This is a genomic window from Arthrobacter sp. Y3223164 (assembly GCF_059091005.1).
Genome location: NZ_JBNHGF010000404.1, coordinates 1 through 2,434 on the forward strand (window position 1 = coordinate 1; position 2,434 = coordinate 2,434).

A 2,434-nucleotide genomic window follows, 5' to 3' on the forward strand; every position below is an offset into this window, starting at 1 on the left:
GGACGGCTCCGGTGGTGGAGCCGGTCAGTGCGGCGGCTTCGGCGTACGGCAACCCGGCCAGGTAATGCAGCGCGACCGCTTCGCGCTGCCTCAGGGGCAGGCCAGCGACGGCCTGGTGCAGTTCGTCGTCGTCATTCCCGGGGATTCCCAACGTCGACGGCGACTCGGGCAGATACCCTGCCGGCACCGGAGCGCGCTCCCGCCGCCGGACCACGTCGATGGCCTTGCGGTGGGCGATGGTGACCAGCCAGGCCTCATGGTTCGCGGCGGCGGGCAGCCCCGGATAGGCCCTGAGCGCGGACAGGAAGGTCTCCGACCAGGCATCCTCGGCGTCCGGCCCGGGGCCCAGCACCACCCGGCAGACGCGCAGCACCGTGGCGCCGTGGTCGCTGACCAGTTGCTCGAAGGGTTTCATCTGCACACCTTGTAGACGCCCGCGGGGCGCATTCCGTGAGGCGGGCATCAGAAAAGCTTGCCCGCTTTCTGGTCCGCCGGCTCTTCCAGCTCCAGCAGGAAGCGTTTCCGTTCCAGCCCGCCGGCATAACCCACCAGCGATCCGTCCGCTCCGACCACCCGGTGGCACGGCACCACGATGGACAGCGGGTTCTGGCCGTTGGCATGGCCGACGGCCTGGGCCAGGTGCGGGTCGCCCAGCTCGGCCCCCAGCTGGCCGTAGGAGCGGACCTGGCCGTAGGGGATGTGACGCAGCAGGGCCCACACCTTCTGCTTGAAGGGGTCGCCCTTCGGCGCCAGGGGCAGGTCGAACTCCCTGCGCCCGCCGGCAAAGTACTCGTCCAGTTGCGCAGAGGCTGCTGCAAAGACTGCTTCGCGGCCGACGGCGGTGCGCTCGCCGAACGTGTCGGCAGCCGGCAGCCGCTTCTGGCCCGGGAAGTAGAGCGCGGTCAGCGACCCGTCCTCGGCGACGGCCGTCAGTTCCCCAAGCGGGGTGTCGATGAGGGTGTGCACGCGGGTCATGGCGCTCCTTCGTCCGCTTTCATTCTCTCCCGTGCAGACGTTCCGGCGCGCGTTAAGGTGAGCCCCGCGCTACTGTTCCCGCTTCCTACGGGCGGCGGCAGCCCAGGACGACGTGTCTCCGCGACGGCGTGCCGCCGGGTGCCGATCAGCCGCGGTAGCGGAACACGGTGTCCTGCCATTCCTTGTGCGCGGCCGGGTCGCTGCCCATGCTCACGTGTTTAATGTTCGTGTAGTCCTCCAGCGAATAGGCGGACATGTCCTTGCCGAAACCGGACGCCTTGTACCCGCCGTGCGGCATTTCGGAGACGATCGGGATGTGGTCGTTGATCCAGACGCAGCCGGCCTGGATCTCGGCCGATGCGCGCAGCGAACGGGCCAGGCTGCTGGTCCACGCGGAGGCAGCCAGCCCGTACTGGGTGTCATTGGCCAGTGCGAGGCCCTCGCCGTCGGTGTCGAACGGGATCGCGGTCAGCACCGGGCCGAAGACCTCCTCGCGGACTATTTCCGCGTCCTGCCCGATGCCGCTGACCAGCGTGGGCCGGTAGTAGGCGCCGTCCGCCAGGTCGGCGCCGGGAGCCGCGCCGCCGGCCAGGATCTTCGCCCCCGCGTCCCGCGCCCGGTCCACGAAACCCGCCACCTTGTCCCGGTGGGCTCGGCTGATCAGGGAGCCCATGTCGGTGGCATCGTCGGTCGGGTCGCCCACCACTACCAGTTCCATCAGCTCGGCGACCCGTGCGGTGAAAGCGTCGAACAGCGGCCGCTGGATGTACGCCCGGGTGGCGGCGGTGCAGTCCTGGCCGCCGTTGATGGTGCAGCCGGCCACCGCCCCGTGCGCGGCGGCTTCCAGGTCCGCGTCGTCGAACACCACGAACGGTGCCTTGCCGCCCAGCTCCAGGTGCACGCGGTTCCCCCGCGCCGCGGCCAGCGCCATGATGCGGCGTCCGACGGCGGTGGAGCCGGTGAAGGACGTCATGGCCACATCCGGGTGGGTCACCAGAGCCTCGCCCGCTTCCCGGCCGCTGCCGGTGACAATGTTGACCACGCCGTCCGGTATTCCGGCCGCGGCAGCGGCTTCGGCGAAGATCAGGCTGGTGCCAGGCGTGAGCTCGGAGGGCTTGAGCACAATGGTGTTGCCGGCGGCGATCGCCGGAAGGATCTTCCACGCGGCCATTTGCAGCGGGTAGTTCCACGGCGCCACGGAACCCACCACGCCGATCGGCTCGCGCCGGATCATCGAGGTGCCGCCGGTGCCGTATTCACCGGCCGCCACTCCCTGCAACTGGCGCGCCGCGCCCGCGAAGAACGCCGCGTTGTCGACCGTCCCGGGAACGTCGAATCCGGTGGCCAGGCGGATGCTCTTGCCGGTCTGCGCGGTCTCCACCGCCGCCAGTTCCGCGGCCCTGCGGTCCAGTTCGGCCGCCAGCTTCAGCAGGGCCTCGGAACGTTCCGCGGGCGTCGC

The 2,434-nt window shown here is 70.3% G+C and carries 3 protein-coding genes; all 3 read right to left on the bottom strand.

The window, feature by feature from the left end; genetic code table 11:
• A partial coding sequence (locus AC5RUJ_RS14640; protein ID WP_494156084.1) for an RNA polymerase sigma factor occupies nt 1–415 on the bottom strand: 415 nt, incomplete at its 3' end.
• 47 nt (nt 416–462) lie between these two features.
• On the bottom strand, nt 463–975 hold the full coding sequence (locus AC5RUJ_RS14645) for a methylated-DNA--[protein]-cysteine S-methyltransferase (RefSeq protein WP_494129063.1): 513 nt from the start codon (nt 973–975) through the stop codon (nt 463–465).
• A gap of 145 nt (nt 976–1,120) precedes the next feature.
• On the bottom strand, nt 1,121–2,434 hold a 1,314-nt coding region (locus tag AC5RUJ_RS14650), incomplete at its 5' end, for an aminobutyraldehyde dehydrogenase (protein ID WP_494156085.1).

Coding starts and splice junctions, on each gene's coding strand:
- AC5RUJ_RS14645 (WP_494129063.1), bottom strand. CDS start 975: ATGACCCGCGTGCACACCCTCATCGACACCCCGCTTGGGGAACTGACG.